Annotated in this window: 15 protein-coding genes and 1 pseudogene; 9 read left to right on the top strand and 7 right to left on the bottom strand. The window is 43.5% G+C overall.

Going from position 1 to position 16,444, the window contains the following annotated elements:
- Positions 1-35 precede the first annotated feature (35 nt).
- The 9 genes and pseudogenes from KSMBR1_RS06785 to KSMBR1_RS06745 all read left to right on the top strand — a co-directional run bounded on the left by KSMBR1_RS06785 (position 36) and on the right by KSMBR1_RS06745 (position 9,638).
- Positions 36-341: a nucleotidyltransferase family protein gene (locus KSMBR1_RS06785; RefSeq protein WP_099324632.1), complete on the top strand. Its 306-nt coding sequence runs from the start codon at positions 36-38 to the stop codon at positions 339-341.
- Positions 331-681 (top strand): HepT-like ribonuclease domain-containing protein, encoded by a 351-nt coding sequence (locus KSMBR1_RS06780; protein WP_099324631.1) that lies wholly within the window; start codon positions 331-333, stop codon positions 679-681. Before KSMBR1_RS06785 ends, KSMBR1_RS06780 begins: the two co-directional genes overlap by 11 nt.
- A pseudogene (locus tag KSMBR1_RS06775) lies at positions 678-857 on the top strand (hypothetical protein); the annotation flags it as partial. The gene KSMBR1_RS06780 and the pseudogene KSMBR1_RS06775, both read left to right, overlap by 4 nt.
- A 64-nt stretch (positions 858-921) precedes the next feature.
- A complete protein-coding gene (locus tag KSMBR1_RS06770) occupies positions 922-1,248 on the top strand; it encodes a 4a-hydroxytetrahydrobiopterin dehydratase (RefSeq protein WP_099324629.1) in 327 nt (108 codons plus the stop codon).
- A 2-nt stretch (positions 1,249-1,250) separates the two neighbouring features.
- Positions 1,251-3,311 (top strand): ATP-dependent DNA helicase RecG, encoded by a 2,061-nt coding sequence (gene recG / locus KSMBR1_RS06765; protein ID WP_157820429.1) that lies wholly within the window; start codon positions 1,251-1,253, stop codon positions 3,309-3,311.
- Between the two features lie 302 nt (positions 3,312-3,613).
- Complete coding sequence (locus tag KSMBR1_RS06760) at positions 3,614-4,819, top strand: efflux RND transporter periplasmic adaptor subunit (RefSeq protein WP_099324627.1); 1,206 nt, start codon at positions 3,614-3,616, stop codon at positions 4,817-4,819.
- 118 nt (positions 4,820-4,937) lie between these two features.
- The gene (locus KSMBR1_RS06755) at positions 4,938-5,660 is read left to right on the top strand and encodes an ABC transporter ATP-binding protein (protein ID WP_099324626.1); all 723 of its coding nucleotides are present in this window, start codon (positions 4,938-4,940) and stop codon (positions 5,658-5,660) included.
- Positions 5,661-6,592: 932 nt separating this feature from the next.
- On the top strand, positions 6,593-8,455 hold the full coding sequence (gene ftsH, locus KSMBR1_RS06750) for an ATP-dependent zinc metalloprotease FtsH (RefSeq protein ID WP_099324625.1): 1,863 nt from the start codon (positions 6,593-6,595) through the stop codon (positions 8,453-8,455).
- A 136-nt stretch (positions 8,456-8,591) separates the two neighbouring features.
- Entirely contained in the window at positions 8,592-9,638 is a 1,047-nt protein-coding gene (locus tag KSMBR1_RS06745) for a 2-hydroxyacyl-CoA dehydratase family protein (protein WP_099327000.1), read from the top strand.
- Between the two features lie 407 nt (positions 9,639-10,045).
- Here the strand turns inward: KSMBR1_RS06745 and rseP are convergent, their stop codons facing one another.
- From rseP to KSMBR1_RS06710, 7 genes are all read right to left on the bottom strand, one after another.
- Positions 10,046-11,857 (bottom strand): RIP metalloprotease RseP, encoded by a 1,812-nt coding sequence (rseP, locus tag KSMBR1_RS06740; protein WP_099324624.1) that lies wholly within the window; start codon positions 11,855-11,857, stop codon positions 10,046-10,048.
- Positions 11,845-12,987, bottom strand: coding sequence for a 1-deoxy-D-xylulose-5-phosphate reductoisomerase (locus KSMBR1_RS06735; protein WP_099324623.1), 1,143 nt, complete (start codon positions 12,985-12,987; stop codon positions 11,845-11,847). The genes rseP and KSMBR1_RS06735 overlap by 13 nt, the downstream gene beginning before the upstream one ends.
- A gap of 2 nt (positions 12,988-12,989) precedes the next feature.
- Positions 12,990-14,039: a flavodoxin-dependent (E)-4-hydroxy-3-methylbut-2-enyl-diphosphate synthase gene (ispG, locus tag KSMBR1_RS06730; RefSeq protein ID WP_099324622.1), complete on the bottom strand. Its 1,050-nt coding sequence runs from the start codon at positions 14,037-14,039 to the stop codon at positions 12,990-12,992.
- A gap of 941 nt (positions 14,040-14,980) precedes the next feature.
- Positions 14,981-15,319, bottom strand: coding sequence for a HepT-like ribonuclease domain-containing protein (locus KSMBR1_RS06725; RefSeq protein WP_099324621.1), 339 nt, complete (start codon positions 15,317-15,319; stop codon positions 14,981-14,983).
- Entirely contained in the window at positions 15,309-15,611 is a 303-nt protein-coding gene (locus KSMBR1_RS06720; RefSeq protein WP_099326999.1) for a nucleotidyltransferase family protein, read from the bottom strand. The genes KSMBR1_RS06725 and KSMBR1_RS06720 overlap by 11 nt, the downstream gene beginning before the upstream one ends.
- Before the next feature lie 226 nt (positions 15,612-15,837).
- On the bottom strand, positions 15,838-16,023 hold the full coding sequence (locus KSMBR1_RS06715; RefSeq protein ID WP_099324620.1) for a hypothetical protein: 186 nt from the start codon (positions 16,021-16,023) through the stop codon (positions 15,838-15,840).
- Positions 16,024-16,034: 11 nt separating this feature from the next.
- Positions 16,035-16,391: a shikimate kinase gene (locus KSMBR1_RS06710; RefSeq protein ID WP_157820428.1), complete on the bottom strand. Its 357-nt coding sequence runs from the start codon at positions 16,389-16,391 to the stop codon at positions 16,035-16,037.
- Between the last annotated feature and the right edge of the window lie 53 nt (positions 16,392-16,444).

Here is a 16,444-nt window from a genome sequence, read left to right as displayed (position 1 = left end):
GTCACAATAATCGCATGGGAAGGGAGAAATAGCTGATGGAAAGAAAAAACCATATAGTACTGCCAAAAGACAAGATCGCCGAATTCTGTAAGCGGCATCATATACGCAAGCTGTCTTTGTTCGGTTCCTGCCTGCATGGCGATTTTGGACCAGAAAGCGATATAGACCTTCTCGTTGAGTTTGAGCCGGAGCATATTCCGGGTCTCATAACCTTATCTGGCATGGAGATCGAATTAAGCGAAATCATCGGGCGCAACGTGGACTTGCGGACACCGGAAGATTTAAGCCGCTATTTCCGCAAGGAGGTAGTCGAGTCGGCAGAGGTGCAATATGTGCAGTAAAGAAGATATTGTACGGATGCATCATATACTCGATGCCGCGAAAGAGGCCGTTTCTTTTGCTCAAGGGCAGGCCAGAAAGTCACTCGACAAAAACCGTATGCTGGTGCTTTCCCTGGTTAAGGATGTTGAGATTATAGGAGAGGCTGCCGCTAATGTTTCAAAGGATTGTCGTGAGAGGTTTTCTCATATCCCATGGAAAAGCATAATTAACATGAGAAACCGGCTGATTCACGCCTATTTTGATATAAATCTGGATATTGTCTGGCAGACGGTTACTAAAGACCTTCCGTCTCTCATAATCAAACTTGAAGAAATACCTTTCCTTAAAAACAATCCATGAAAAATATTAATAAACTCATCATCAATTCTCCGTACGAAGAACTGCTTCAGTATTGTGAATACATACGTGATACACGGGAACTTGTCTTACAGGAAGGCCGCAGGCCAGCAGGATATGTTGTTGCTACACTACGAGCACAAGGATTTGACGATCCGGGACTTTTCAAGGTAGAAATTATTATAAAAACCTCAACTTACTGAGAAGTTACGTTTTTTTTACTTTTTTTAGGAGGATATTAAAATGTCAGAACTCGCATCAAAAAAGTGTGTACCCTGTCAGGTAGGGGTGCTGCCTTTAAAGGGCAGCGCACTTAAGGAATTGCAGAAACACCTGCGTGGGTGGGACGTTATTGAAGAGCATCATTTATACAAGACGTTTAAATTTCCTGATTTCAAAACTGCGCTTACCTTTACAAACAAAGTGGGGGAAATTGCTGAAGAACAGGGGCATCATCCCCAAATATGCCTGACGTGGGGGAAGGTGGAAATCAAGGTTTATACACATAAGATACAGGGACTTACTGAAAGCGATTTTATCCTTGCCGCAAAGATAGATGCCATAGGATAACCTTGAGTCACTCATTACTCCAACCAGTCCAATATCTTAACGGCATAGGGCCTAAACGAAGCAAAATTATCGGACGATTAGGCATACAAACGGTCCATGATTTACTCTATTACTTCCCCCGCGACTACAATGATTTTTCTAAAATACAGAAGATTGCTGAAGCGAAGACAGGCGACAGCATTACCATTCAAGGCACTATTAACGGCATACAAAACAGGGTTGCCCGAATGGGGAAGACCATTCTGGAAGTTTTCGTGAGCGATGAAACAGGCGTAATAGCCGCCACATGGTTTAATCAACCGTTTCTGGTAAATAAATTTCGCATCGGAGATCGCCTGTTTTTGCACGGAAAGGTCAATTCGTATAAATATCTCCAATTGCTCAGTCCGGAATATGAGATTATTAGCGATAGGCAGGCAGGCGGGAGTGGATGGGGTATTATTCCCGTTTACCCTCTTACCGAACACATAAGCCAGTCCCAATTACGAAAAATTATCCACGCTGCAATACAGGAATATGTGGATTTGCTTGAGGACGCCTTGCCTCTGCCCCTCATAAAAAAATACAATTTTCTTCCCGTAGCGGACGCTATAAGACATATTCATTCCCCTCCTTCAATGGAGCTTTTAAACCGCGCCAAAAACCGGCTGGTTTATGAGGAACTGTTTTGCCTTGAGATGGCAATGGCACTCAGGCGTTACCGTATTAAAGGAGAGACTAGAATCCCCTTTAAAGCAGGGGCGAATGTGGACGCCCACATTCGGAATATTATCCCCTTTACCCTCACGAAAGCGCAGGAAAGGGTAATTTATGAAATCAGGGAAGATATGAAAAGTGACAAGCCCATGAACAGATTGCTTCAGGGGGATGTTGGTTCCGGTAAAACGGTGGTTGCTTTATATGCAGCCTTAATTGCGGTAGCAAACGGATATCAGGCGACCTTTATGGCACCCACGGAACTACTGGCACAACAGCATTTTCGCACGCTGCAAAAATTCTTATCAGGATCGCAGGTCAGGGTCTGTTTATTAACCGGCAGCGGCAATGCAACACATAAAAAAAATGTCATTGCCCAGGTGAGCGATGGCGGGATAGATTTAATTGTCGGGACGCATGCAATCATAGAAGAATCCGTCTCGTTTAAAAAACTGGGACTGGTGGTGATCGACGAGCAGCACAAATTTGGCGTTTTGCAGCGCCTTAAACTGCGGAAAAAGGGAGCAAGCCCTGATGTGCTTATTATGACGGCGACGCCAATCCCCCGTACGTTGTCGCTTACGCTGTTTGGCGATATGGATATTTCAATGCTGGACGAAATGCCTCCGGGCCGTATTCCGGTAAAGACATTTTGGGTTTCAAAAAATAAAGAAAAAGCCGCTTACGATTTCATCCGGGGTGAAATATCAAAAGGAAAGCAGGTATTTGTCGTCTATCCACTTGTGGAACACTCGGAAAAACTGGATTTAAAATCAGCCATCACTGAAGCAGAGAGGCTGCGGAACGAAATATTTCCCGAATGCAAAGTAGGACTACTTCACGGCAAGATGAAATCTGCGGAAAAAGAGCAGGCAATGGCCGATTTCAAAGAAAGGCGGTATGATATTTTAGTTTCCACGATAATTATTGAGGTGGGCATTGACGTCCCTAATGCCACTATAATGGTTATTGAACATGCGGAACGGTTCGGCCTGGCGCAATTGCATCAATTGCGCGGAAGAATAGGAAGAGGCGGTAAACAATCATATTGCCTGCTTTTTGGTACGCCAAAAACAGCCCTGTCGCGTGACCGGCTTAGAACAATGGTAAATACGTCTGACGGGTTTAAAATAGCGGAAATGGATTTCAGGCTGAGAGGCCCCGGAGAGTTTTTTGGCACGCGGCAGCATGGTTTGCCGGAATTAAAGATAAGCAATATCTTTCATGATTTCTCCCTACTACAAAAAGCCCGGAAAGATGCGTTTGAAATTGTTTGCCGTGACCCTTCTCTTTCTGCGGAAGAACATCAAAAAATAAAGACGAAGGTCGTGGAAATGTTTAAAGACCGGTTAGATTATTTACTTTAGGCGCTGTAAATAAATTAACGTCTCACTTTGAAGCCTTGATTGCATGTTTCCAGAGCATGAAATTGATCTACTTGATACCTTTATTTATTTACAGTGCCTTAGTACCTTGTCTACAGTCTACAGTTGTCAGTCGGCAGATTGAGGACTGAGGACTGAGGACTGAGGACTGTTCTCGCTGACCTCTGACCTCTGACCTCTGACTTCCGACCTCCGGCCTCAGACTGTCAAATCCATTCCCTTCGGGAACGCAGGGTAAAATTATAATTGCCATACGTATCAATATTTATTATCTTCTAGCAGATATGAAAAAGTACATTTATATTGGCATACCATGCGTATTGGTAATCATAGTAACCGTAATTTACCTGCTTAAAAAAGAAGAAACCGTCAGGTTTGAGACGGCTAAAATTGTTAAGGGCGATATTCAGAAATATGTGGTTGCCACAGGCACAATAAATCCTGTAAGAACAGTGATCATCGGCAGTCAGGTCTCAGGCCTTATTTCAAAGCTGTACGCAGATTTTAATTCCGAGGTGAAAACGGGTCAGATCGTGGCGCAGATAGACCCAACGCCCTTCGAGCATCAGGTACGGAAGGCGGAAGCAGCCCTTGCAACAGCGCTTGCAAAACTAAAAAGATCGAATGCTGTCTTAAGAAACAGCAAGAGGAAATATCATCGCGCGAAAAAATTATTCTCAACACAGGTCATTTCCATTGATGAATTTGATGAGTCCCGAACCGTTTACGAGACAAGCCTTGCAGACGCTGAACTTGCGAAAGCTGAAATAATGCAGGCAGAGGCGTCCCTTGCAATAGCAAAAACCGATCTGGGGTACACGGTAATTGTTTCTCCTCTTGACGGCATAGTGATTTCAAGGGAAGTGGACGTTGGCCAGACGGTGGCCTCCAGTTTTCAGACGCCCACATTATTTACAATAGCCAAAGACCTTGTCAGTATGCAGGTGAATACAAACGTTGATGAGGCGGATATCGGCATGGTTGAAGTGGGGCAAAGTGCAAGATTTAATGTTGACGCCTTCCCTGAAGACGTTTTTGATGGCAAGGTAACAGAAATTCGTATGTCGCCGGTTATTTTTCAAAACGTCGTAACCTACGATACCATTGTCAGCATAGACAACTCTTCCCTAAAACTCAAGCCGGGAATGACTGCAAATACTTCCATTTTAGTGGCAGAAGCAAAAAACGTATTAAGCATCCCAAATACCGCGTTACGTTTCACTCCATCAAAAACCATAAGAGATAAAACCGGTAAACCGGAAGGAGGCGAATATGATGGAGAGAAATATTCCCCTCTCTGGATACTGAAACACGGAAAACCGGTAATGGTGATGATAAAAACCGGAATAAGCGATTACGATTTTACGGAGATTGTTGGGGGAGAAGTAAAAGAAGGGGATGAAGTTGTCGTTGCGGAGATAACCGATAAATCCGCCGCGAAAAGTTCCCAACAGATTCCCTGGACCAGAATGGGGGGAGGCCGGCGCTAGTGCCTTATCGGTAATTTTTTTACATTTTTTGGCAAAATATTTAATGGTGAAACCCGAAATTTGTTTCGTATTTTTTATTTCATTATTGTTTGGCGCTGGCTATGCCAGCTTATGATATATGCAGGATATAATACAATTAGATTCCATTTATAAAATATACGAAATGGGGGAGATTGCCTTTACGGCTTTAAACAATGTTTCTCTCTCCATTAAAAAGGGAGAGTTTGTTTCCATTATGGGGGCTTCTGGTTCTGGAAAATCCACATTAATGAATATACTCGGATGTCTGGACCTCCCTACGAAAGGGAGATACTTTTTTGAAGGGGTAGATGTTTCACGTTTTTCAAAGAATGAACTGGCGGAGATCCGGAACAAAAAACTCGGTTTTGTATTTCAGAGTTTCAACCTTCTTGGAAGAACAACTGTCTTGGAAAATATAGAACTCCCGCTTATTTACGCGAAAAAACTAACGAAAAGCTCCGAACATAAAATCTACGAAACAATCCGGATACTGGGCCTTGAAGGACTCCATAAAAATTATCCCAGCCAGCTTTCCGGCGGCCAGCAGCAACGTGTCGCGATTGCAAGGGCAATTATCAACAGCCCTTCCCTGCTTCTCGCGGATGAGCCTACCGGCAATCTTGATAGCGCTACCAGCAAAGAGGTAATGAACGTCCTTTGCAAACTGAACAGTGAAATGAATCTTACCATTGTACTCGTAACACATGAAGAAGATATCGCAGGATACACACGCAGAATGATAATGCTGAAAGACGGCAAGGTATTGAGAGATTCAGAGACGCACCCTGTCTTGTCCGTTTCGTCCATGACCTCTATGTAACTAAGGGTTTGAGTATGGTGTATAAGCCCTTATAATACATAAAAATTGTAACACTTTAGTATTTTGAAACCGGAAATAATCATTTGTAGTGCGACGAGATTCGTCGCATTGTTTTGGGTAGACCCTATTCCTTGATCTCACAACTTTTTTTGGTGCGACGAATCTCGTCACACTACATGAATTTAGTGGGCTTAGATATTTCAAGTGAGGAAAGACCAGCAACCGTTTATAGCAAAGGGTGTATTCCAGATTTTTTGTAACCAGTCATTTTAGTAGGATGAAAAGAGAATATCGAACCGCAGAACAAGGAATTTCGAATTACGAAGTTTTCTTATCCTTCGATATTCATTTTTTCCGGTGTAGTTTATTGATAGGTCAGCGCCGAGTAGTCCATCCTGCATAAATAATAAGCTTTTTTACAAAAAATCGGGAATGCACCTTACGAAAATATGATACGAAATACGAAACAAATTTCAAAACTCTCCCCCCCCTTATCCCCTCCAAAGGGGGAGAATGTCTCCCCGCTGGGGGTGCAGGGAATGGTTGTCACCCTTTGGAGGTGGGAGGATTGAAATATAGCATTTCGTTTTCACCATTAAATATTTTGCCAAAAAATGCAAAGAAATTACTGATAAAGTACTAATTGCTGCTCCTCTCTTGCAAATGCTCCGATTATGTCCGTTCTTCAATGCGGATTCCTTCTGCACTCACAGTGACAGACAATTACCATTTTACAAATATCATAAAGTTTTTTTGAGTGATACAGCGCTTTCTGGTAGAATTAGACACACGGCCGTGCGTCTCTACCAAGTTGTATTCCGCATACATTTCAAACCGGCTGAACGGAGAGACGTAACAAAGATGTCGTCTGACCATAAATTCTTTATCTGTTTATAGCATGTTCTTTTGAATAATCAACCATAGGAGTGTAAATGTTCAAAGACTTAAAAAAAATGAAGTTTAAAAGGCCGAAAAAGTTTTCTATTTGGCACATTATTATGGCTTTTGGGTTTCTCATACTTATCCAAATGTATTTAATGAACCCCGGGGTAAGGAATATCTCGTACAGCGAATTTAAGAAATTATTGCGCGAAGATATGATACTGGAATGTCATATATCCCATGCGGCTATTCAAGGCAAATTAAAGGAATATGAACGCGGCACTAACAAATACGCAATCTTTATTACGGCGCGGATAGATGACCCTGAACTGGTAAGCGAATTAGAAAAAATGGGGGTGAAATACGAAGGACAGTACGAAAGCCCCTGGTTGAAAACATTTTTCTTTTCATGGATAGTCCCCTTATTAATACTGTTTTTGATCTGGCGCTTTGTATTTAAAAGATTCGGGCCTGCCAGCAGCATCATGACTTTCGGCAAGAGCAGGGGACGCCTTTACGTCCAGGAAGACTTAAATGTTACATTTGACGATGTAGCAGGCATAGATGAGGCAAAAGAGGAATTGCAGGAAATTATAGAATTCCTGAAAACCCCTGAAAAATTTCGTGCCATAGGCGGCAAGATACCAAAAGGAGTACTGCTTGTCGGTGCTCCGGGAACAGGAAAGACCCTGTTGGCAAAAGCCGTGGCAGGGGAAGCTGGTGTCCCTTTTTTCAACATGAGCGGCTCTGAATTCGTAGAAATGTTTGTTGGCGTGGGCGCCGCAAGGGTGAGAGATTTGTTTAATCAGGCAGACCAAAAAGCGCCATGCATTATTTTTATTGACGAACTTGACGCCCTTGGCAAGGCCAGGGGGCAAAACCCCATGGGGGGGCATGACGAACGTGAGCAAACATTAAATCAGTTGCTGGTGGAAATGGATGGTTTTGATTCCAATAAAGGCGTAATTATCATGGGGGCTACAAATCGTCCTGAAATATTGGATTCAGCCCTTTTAAGGCCAGGCAGATTCGACCGGCAAGTGGTAGTTGACAGGCCGGATTTGCACGGACGCGAAGCAATACTCAAGGTACATTCCGCAGACGTAAAGATGGAAAAAGAAGTGGACTTACATGCTGTTGCCGCAATGACGCCGGGATTTGTCGGCGCAGACCTTGCAAACCTTATCAATGAAGCCGCATTGCTTGCCGCAAGAAGAAACAAGAAAGCCGCAGGCATGCCTGAATTTGAAGAGGCAATTGATAGGCTTATGGCAGGGTTAGAAAAGAAGAAGCGTCTTATGAACCTGAAAGAGAAGGAAATCGTCGCTTACCATGAATCCGGCCATGCCCTTGTAGCGTGCATGATTCCAAATGCTGACCCTGTCCGGAAAATATCGATGATCCCAAGGGGTATCGGCGCCCTTGGTTATACCTTGCAGAAACCTACGGAAGACCGCTATTTGATGACAAGGTCAGAACTTCTCGACAGAATAGCAATATTGCTGGGAGGCAGATCTGCGGAAAAGATTATTTTTAATGAAATATCAACCGGCGCCCAGAACGACCTGAAAAAAGCGACAGAAATCGCCCGAATGATGATTAAGGAATACGGCATGAGCGAAAAAATGGGACAGGTTGCTTTTGATCAAGGCGACAGGCAATCGCTTTACGGACTCTCCTTTGAAAAAGAATACAGCGAAGAAACGGCGCGGGAAATAGATTTAGAAATCAAAAGAATAATGGACGAATCGTCCCAGCGGGTCGAAACAATACTGCTTGAAAAAAAGATGATTTTGCAGAGAATGGCAAAAAAACTCATCGAAGAAGAGGTAATAGAAGGTGATGACCTGAAAAAATTCTTAGAAGAACTCAATAAACCTACCGGAGAAAAGACTCCAACGGAAAAAGAATAATGATACATCCCTGCTGCCCGCTTTAGAGGCATGCGCCAGTATGATGTACGATTTACGATGTGCGAAGTACGATTTAAAAATCGTGCCTCGTACATCGTAAATCTAAAACGGCAGCATTTTATAAAACATGCATCTTATGTCTAACGACAATTTACTTCCTTATCTTCCCGATCCCGGGAAATTTCCAGCGGACAAAATCATAGGGATTACGTCCACCATCCCCATAGAGATCGTCTTTGCCGCAGGATATGTGCCTATCGATCTTAACAATATATTCATTTGCGATATTGCGCCAAATAAAATGATAGAGGATGCGGAGCTGGCTGGTTTGCCCAGAAACACATGCGCATGGATCAAGGGCATGTATTCCGCTGTGAAAAAATACTCAATCCGAAAGATTATCAGCGTGATTCAGGGTGATTGCAGTAATAATCAGGCGCTTATGGAGGTTTTTTTGTCGGAGGGCATAAAAACCATTCCTTTCGCTTATCCCCATAGTAAAGCGGATACATCCTTTCTGCGTGATCAAATGGAGTCGCTTGCCGCAAACCTGGGAGTTTCTTACTGGAGAGCGGAAGAAACAAAGAAGCGTCTGGATTCGGTGAGAAGCATAGTACACGAAATTGACCGGCTTACATGGGTGGAGAATGTTGTCACAGGCGATGAAAACCACCTGTGGACAGTATCGACGAGCGACTTCATGGGAGATTTTGAGACATTTGGGGAACTTGCAGGGAAATTTCTTAAATCGGTATCCGGACGGGAGCCAATCAAACATGCAATAAGGCTCGGAGTTGTCGGAATACCCCCCATTTGTGAAGATTTGTACCACTTTCTTTCCTCCCTTGGCGTACAGGTAGTATTTAACGAAATTCAGCGTCAGTTCAGTATGCCATACCAGTCAGATACCCTTGTGGAACAGTACAGCCGCTATACCTATCCATACGATATTTTTTCGCGTTTAGAGGATATTCAAGATGCGGTAAGGCAAAGAAGAATCCATGGCATCATTCATTATGTGCAAAGTTTTTGCCATAGGCATATTCAGGACAAGATTATTAGGAAAAATATACGACTGCCGATCCTTACCCTCGATTGCGATCGTCCAGGCCCATTGGATGGGTCAATGAAAACCCGTATTGAGGCATTTATTGAAATGATAAAAAGTTGTAGTATTCTTTAGTTGGTGGTACGAAGTACGATTTACGATTTAAAACCCCAAATCCCAAAGCTAAAATCGTAAGTAACTATTCAGCGTAATATATTGAAAAAAACCGCTCGTTCCCAAGCTCCGGCTTGGGAACGGATTTGTTTGAGAAGCTCCAGCTTCGAATGGAAAAGGGAATGAACCCATGTTGTCAGTTTGGAGGCTTTTCAGTATGTTACCCAAGATATTTGGAAACCTCTTTTGAATCGAATAATACACGAAGCTTCGCTTGCCGGCTAAATGGAAGCTAGAGCTTCCAACGCAATTACGTTCCCAAGCCGGAGCTTGGGAACGAGCATTTTTGTTTTTCCAAAAATCTAAACTGTTACAAAAAATCAGGAATGCTCCCGTTACAATCGTAAACCGTACTTCGTACGTATTTCCTACAACGTAAACAGCCGCATAATATCATTGCGTGTGGCGTAAATAACCAGTGAAATAATCATGGCGAAACCAATATACTGGGCAATTGATAGCGTTTTCTGGCTGACCGGAGAACCCTTGATTTTTTCAATTAACAAGAATAATAAATGTCCGCCATCCAGCACTGGCACCGGTAAGATATTTAAAAGCGCAAGCTGAAGGCTTAAAATCCCTAAAAAATATACCAATTTCCCCATGCCTACTTTTGCGGATTCGTATGATGCCTGGGCAATAAGGATGAATCCACCGACGTTTTTGGTTGAAAGTCTTTGGGAAAAGAACCCTCTTAACGTAAGATACAGTCTTTGTACATTGATAACAGCCTTTTTAAAGCCTACTACGCATGACCCAATAAGCCCATATTTTTTAAATTCTGTTTTTTCTCTGAATTTCACGCCAATGCTTCCTGCCGCTGTTTCACCATTTTTTTGCGGTGCTATGGCAGAGGTTAATTTTTCAGTCCCCCGCATCCACCCAAGGGTGATGGGTTTTCCCTGTCCCGATACTACCGCCAGAAGGAGTTCGTTCCAGTGATGCAGTTCTTTTTCATTCAGGGAAATAATTTTATCGCCGGGTTGCAATCCTATCTTTTCCGCAGGAAATCCCGGGACAACGGAATCGATTGTCAGTCCGTAAAAGGGAGTAATACTTTTTAAAAATTCTTCTTTTGCGCCAGCATCTTCTAACGGCACAGAAACTAATATAATCTTGTTGTTTCTCTTTACGGTCAGGATGCATGTTTTATCTTCGTACGCCATGAATGTGTTCTTAAAACCGGTAAAGCCAATAATGGGATTGGAATTAACCTCAATTATTTCATCACCCTTCATCAATCCTGCTTTACTGGCAATACTTTTATATTTCACGCCGTCTATAATGGAAGAAGCGCCGGACAAACCAAGCATCCACCGTGATATTTTAGATGGAGTTACTTTTACCTTTATTTCTTCGCCGTTTCGCAACAGAGTAAGGGTTATTTCTTTGCCTGCGCTCTGTGATTCTACTTCACGAAATTCCGATTCAGAGGTTATCCTTTTGCCGTTTACTGCCACGACAAGGTCTTTTACCTGTATTCCGGCGTCCCTTGCAGGCGACTCATTATTTTCAAAGGCAAATATTTTATCAATCTCCAGGCTGGTCGCGGGCATTATTCCGATGCGTTGAAGGCCATGCTCCTGGTCATACATCGGTATTACCTCTGTACGGAAAATATCGTTGCCTCTCTTCACCTTGATGGGTATGCCGGTAGTGGTGTTGCTCAACGCGACGACAGTAAAAATGTCTTCAAAATCAGGGTCATCAATGCCCCCGATTTCTGTAATTTTATCGCCTTTCTGTATCCCTGCCTGCCAGGCGGGCTGGCCTGGGATAACATCTCCTACTTCGGAAGTAATAAAAGGCACCCCTATCTGAAATGCGACAATAAAGGCAACGAATGCCAAAAGAGCGTTTAACGCAACGCCGGCGACCAATACCGATGCACGTTGCCCTATACTTTTGGAGGAAAATTCATAGGAAGCGCCGGTTTTCTCCTCGTCAGGGTTTTCTCCTGCCAGTTTTACGTATCCGCCAAGCGGAAAAAGGGACAACCGATACTCGGTTTCACCCCATTGTTTTTTCAATATGGCAGGGCCAAATCCCAGTGAAAAGGCCAGGACACGGGCGCCAATTTTTTTTGCCATGAGAAAATGGCCCAGCTCATGGATAAAAATAAGCAGTCCGATGCCTGCAATAACGAGAATTACGTTTGTTGAAACATTTAAGTAAGGCATTTTTTAATCTCCTGTCTTGCCCATGCATCTGCCGCCAGAATCTCTTCCAGGCAAGGGTCTTTAATAAAATGGTGATGATTTATAACCTTTTCCACAAAGGAGGCTATTTCGGTGAAACGAATTTTCTTTTCAAGAAAGGCCTGCACGGCGACTTCGTTTGCGGCGTTTAGCGTAGCGCCAATAGTGCCGCCCTCTCTGACCGCAAGATAGCCGAGCTTTAAAGCGGGAAATTTTTCCCTATCCGGCTTTTTAAAGGTAAGATTTTCTATGCGCGGCAAGTCCAGCGGTTCAGCATTAAGACACGCCCTTTCAGGGAACGTTAAGGCGTATTGAATCGGGACCTTCATATCCGGCATGCCCATTTGGGCAATGACTGAGCCATCACAAAATTCCACCATAGAATGAATGATCGATTGCGGATGTACTACCACATCAATTTGGTCAGCCTCCAGATTAAACAGCCACTTTGCCTCAATAATTTCAAGGGCCTTGTTCATTAACGTCGCAGAATCGATGGTGATTTTCTGCCCCATGCGCCATGTCGGATGTTTAAGCGCCTGAGCAGGTGTTACATCTGCAAGTGTATCGGCGGGAAAATCATAAAAAGGGCCTCCCGAAGCGGTAATGATAATACGCCTGATTTCGTTCTGCCTGCCGGACTGGAGGGCTTGAAATATTGCGCTGTGTTCACTATCCACCGGCAGTATCTGATTCTTTTTTGCCAACGGAATGACAATATTCCCTGCCATAACAAGGGCTTCTTTGTTGGCAAGGGCAAGGATTTTCCCCGCTTGTACAGTTGCTATAGCGGCGGATAATCCGATTGCGCCAACTACCGCTGAAACCACAATATCCGCCTCGCTCTTTAAAACAATCTCTTTGAGGCAATTATTTCCGCTGATTACTTCTATCTGCTTGCCCGAAAGGTGTTGTTTCAGTTTTCCGGCTAATTGGAGGTCGCTCAGCGCTATGTGCGATGGATTAAATTCTTCCGCCTGCCGGGCAAGGAATTCCCACTGCGAATGACTGGAAAGCCCGGTTACCCTGAAGGAGTCTTTTAAGTTACGCACAACGTGTAATGCATTTTTTCCGATAGAACCTGTAGAGCCAAGGATAGCAACGTTTTTCATTATTATTTCATAAGGGAAATTTCTTCCAAAAGCTCATCCACCATCCGATCTTCCGGTATTTTCCTTACCTTTTCTCCCTTTTTGAAAAGAAACCCAAATCCCTTGCCTCCGGCAATACCGATATCGACCTCCCTTGCCTCTCCAGGCCCATTTACTATACACCCCATAATGGCTATCTGAAGATGTTTTTTGTCGTTTGGCAGACGGTGTCTTACCTGTTCAACAATTTTAACAAGGTCGATTTCGCACCTGCCGCACGTTGGACAGGAAATAAGATCCGCACGCCGCCGCTTGTAAAGCCCGAGCGCTTCGAGGATGTCAAAGCCTGCCTCTACTTCAAGTTCCGATGCGCCGGTATAGGAAACCCGTAACGTATCGCCAATGCCTTCTGAAAGTAATCCGCCGATACCGATTGCGGATTTAATGGTTGCCAGACTTGGAGGGCCTGCCGCGGTAACGCCCAGATGTAATGGATAATCGCATTGTGTTGCAATTGAACGGTATGCTTCCAGGGTTGAAGGCACGTCAGACGCCTTTAATGACAATACAATATCCCTGAAACCAATCGATTCAAAATGCTCGCAATACTGCAAAACGGTTTTGACCATTAAAGCCGTCAGCTCCTCATGTATCCCTACGTCCCGTATTGAACCGGAATTAACGCCTATACGGATAGGGATACCCTTCCCCTTTGCGGCTTTTATTATTTCTTCCAGTTTTTTCCGGTCTTTCATATTGCCGGGGTTGATCCGTATCTTGTCAACTCCCTGTGAAATGGCTTCAAGGGCAAGATGATGTCCAAAGTGTATATCTGCAACAAGGGGTATGTTTATCTGCCGTTTAATAGCGCCAAGACATTTTGCGGTAACAATTGTGGGAACGGCAACACGTACGATATTGCAACCGGCAGCTTCCAGCGCTTTAATCTGTTTAACTGTCGCGTCAATATCCTCCGTGTGGGTCTTCGTCATTGTTTGCACGGAAATCGGGCTGTTCCCCCCCATCAATACTCCGCCAACATTGACCGTTCGCGTATTGCGTCTTTTAATCATAAATATAGTGAATCTAAGAAAATAAAAATGAACAATGATATGGTCTCAACGTTACAGAAAAAGTTCACGAAATTTTTAGGAATGCAGGATATTTGAAAAACCGGGGACAATGAAGGTACGTGTCAATTTTGTAAGTTTCAGTAAATACGTGACTTAATATAAAACAAAGAAGAAATTATAGTAGGTATATGCCGATTTTGTCAAATATTAAATTATACTTCAAGAGGTCTTTTTTCATAAGAAACATGATAAGAGGGATGCTGAAAAGCCAGGTGACATTGTTGGCACGGGTCGGGCGGAGGGGAATGTTAGTGCCTTATCAGTAATTTTTTCGCATTTTTTGGCAAAATATTTAATGCTCTCTTCTGCAGTCGGCAGAGGAGCATTCCCGATTTTTTGTAACCGTTTGTGTGATTGGGGCAAAACAACGCTGCCAGGGGTTAATACTACTGTACGTTTCATTAAAAACATGGCAGAAGTCACAAAAAACCGGGAATGCACCCGGATCAACACCACAAGTGCATGAAAGCTGCAAGGGATGTGGCAAGCCTGTCCCCCGCTGGCGGGGGATTAAGGGGGTGGAATTGTCTGCGGAGCGTGGGAAAGAGGTTTAAATTTGTTTTCATAATAAAGGGGTAGTTGAATCGAGGGAGAAATCCGGTCCACCCCCTGCACCCCCGCCGGGGGATATAGTTTGAACAGGAGCATTCCCGATTTTTGGTTAACTAATTGTACATTGTAACACAAGCATCCTGCTTGTGGTATTTTACCCTCAAGCTGGAAGCTTGAGTTACTATTCTTCCCCCCCCTGCTAATGACATTTTTACAAAAAATCGGGAATGCTCCCGTCGACAGTCTACTGTCGGCAAATTGCAAATTGCCGATTGAGGACTGAGGACTGAGGACTGTTTTCGTGCTTGTTTGGTTCTGGCGTTGTCAGCTTAGGCATTTACTATTTCACGTACTTCTTTGATCAAAATTGGTAAATGGTTCTTAACAGCCTTCCAAACAATCATTTCATCTACTATGTCATAACCATGTATTAATATGTTTTTGAAACCAATAATACGGTAATGTTCAGAAATTCTTTCGATAAACTCCGCATCAATTTTCCGGATTCTATTAAGGGCTTCCCCAATAATCTCAAAATCTCTCTCAACCGCTCTTTGTGTAACGGGACTGTTTTTATATGCCTTGAAATCCATTTCATGGGTAAATCTCTGTATCTCTTCTGCTGCATGGAGGACGTCGATGAGATTTTTAAGTATTTCATCGTTCATATATGGCAATCCTTGTCTTGTCAACTGATTTCCTGAAAATAGGATTTCTAAATGGTTTGTCTACAACAAGATCTACTTTCCGTTTAAATATTTTTTCCAGTTGTTCTTTTAATTCAAAGTATTTATCAAAAAGATCAATGTTTTCATCCGAATCAAAAAGCACCAAAACGTCTACGTCGCTGCCTGGTGCAAAGTTTTGAGTCAAAACAGAGCCGAAAAGATCCAGTCGTTTTATGGGCAATACCCGACAAATGCTTTCAATTTTAGGTTTTAGTTGTAGAAGATTAATCATAATTATTATCCAATGTTTCTTAACGCCTAAGTTGGTATAGCCAGAACCAAACAAGCGCGAAAACAGTCCTCAGTCCTCAATCTGCAATTTGCCGATTGCCGACGGCAGAAGGGACTGTTAAATATTTTGCCAAAAAATGCGAAAAAATTACCGATAAGGTACTAACGCCTTTCATCCAGTAGGGGCAGTTACGTTGGATTGGTCAGCGAAATCCAACAATGGCTTTTCACCGTACCTTATTGTCGAACATTTCCAAGGCCTCTTTTATCCTGGCGGCTGCTTGCTTAACACTAAGACCCGATATATCAATCTGCAAATGAGCACGTTCGTAACTCTTGCGGAAAAATGTGATGTACTTTTTGATCTCTTTCTGGTACAGGCGTTTCTCTTCAGTGGTTACGTGTTTCTCCATCGGTTTCGAGTCTATGTCGTAGAACCTGATTCTCTCCAGGATATTCTCCGGCGTGTCGTGTAGTACAATGATAAGCCATCGGACTTCTTAACAGCCCGCAGATACCCTCCCATCAGTCCACTCGGTGGCAGGGCGATTACGCTGTTGCGGCTGTCCGGACGATTCAGCAGATGAATCAGTGCCTTTGCAGCCTCATTTCGAAAGGAGTGGACAGTAAGGAATCTTGCCTGTAGTCGCTCGATACTTATCTCAAAGAAGGTCTCGATTTCATCATCTACATCAAAAAACTTTACACACAGAAGATCTGCCAACGCCCTGCCGGTCGTCGTCTTGCCTACACAACCCACGCCTGTTAAAAAAACTCGCACTGGTATTTCCCCCCATTGTGGATTTTCCGTTGTACAAACGTCTGAGATCAAGA

Origin of the sequence: Candidatus Kuenenia stuttgartiensis (genome assembly GCF_900232105.1) — a bacterium.
GTDB lineage: Bacteria > Planctomycetota > Brocadiia > Brocadiales > Brocadiaceae > Kuenenia > Kuenenia stuttgartiensis_A.
The sequence above is the reverse complement of the archived record's forward strand: the minus strand, read 5'-3'. Positions and strand labels throughout refer to the sequence as shown.